This window comes from Siphonobacter sp. BAB-5405 (genome assembly GCF_002872335.1).
Taxonomy (GTDB): Bacteria; Bacteroidota; Bacteroidia; order Cytophagales; family Spirosomataceae; genus Siphonobacter.
The window spans coordinates 1-602 of sequence record NZ_NJAG01000124.1; the positions used below are offsets into that span (position 1 = coordinate 1).

2 protein-coding genes and 1 pseudogene are annotated in these 602 nt (G+C 53.7%); 2 read left to right on the forward strand and 1 reads right to left on the reverse strand.

All coding sequences use genetic code 11. The annotated features are described in order from the left end of the window. Positions 1 to 134, reverse strand: a pseudogene (locus tag BWI97_RS29400) (TonB-dependent receptor plug domain-containing protein); the annotation flags it as partial. Between the two features lie 14 nt (positions 135 to 148). Here BWI97_RS29400 and BWI97_RS26355 point away from each other — a divergent pair. Continuing rightward, positions 149 to 319 carry a malectin domain-containing carbohydrate-binding protein gene (locus BWI97_RS26355; RefSeq protein ID WP_233208075.1) on the forward strand — a complete coding sequence of 57 codons (171 nt, stop codon included), beginning with the start codon at positions 149 to 151 and terminating at the stop codon, positions 317 to 319. Beyond that, positions 316 to 602 (forward strand): hypothetical protein (locus BWI97_RS26360; protein ID WP_146011068.1); only part of this gene is annotated, 287 nt, incomplete at its 3' end. The genes BWI97_RS26355 and BWI97_RS26360, both read left to right, overlap by 4 nt.

The window sequence follows — 602 nt, forward strand, 5'->3', positions numbered from 1 at the left end:
GTGTACCGTAGATTGCCGCCGCTGAACCGTCTTTTCAATACGTCAAACGATTCAATATCATCCTGTTGCAGCAGATCCAGATTACCACCGGGAATACCATCGATAACGACCAGGGGTGAACGATCTCCATTGATGGGAACTGTACTTTATCGAACCCTGGTACGGCACCGGCGGTGGACTCGATGCCACGGGCTGGCGATTGTTTGACGTCGCCATTAACGATGAGGTACGCCTCRAAAACCTGGACATCTGGAAGGAAGTGGGCCACGATGCTCTGCTGAAAAAACGCTACGCGTACGGGTGCGAGGCGGGCAATTGAAGGTTTCTTTTCCCCACGTACCATCCGCTCAGGCGGTTATTTCGGCCATTGCCATTGCGGCTCTGGATACCAAATCTGTTGTTACGCAGCAATCGAGTTCCATTCTGAAGAGTACCAATGGGACGGTTGAATCCTGGCTGGACACGGGGGATGGGTTATTCGCGGACGAATCCATTCAGGCCGTTTCGTTACCCCCTCATTTGTACGGAGCCACCTGGCTAAAACGGAAGCGGAACGAAGCCGCAACGGTACAGGTCACGGAAGCGGCGGATGTGTTTCTGGC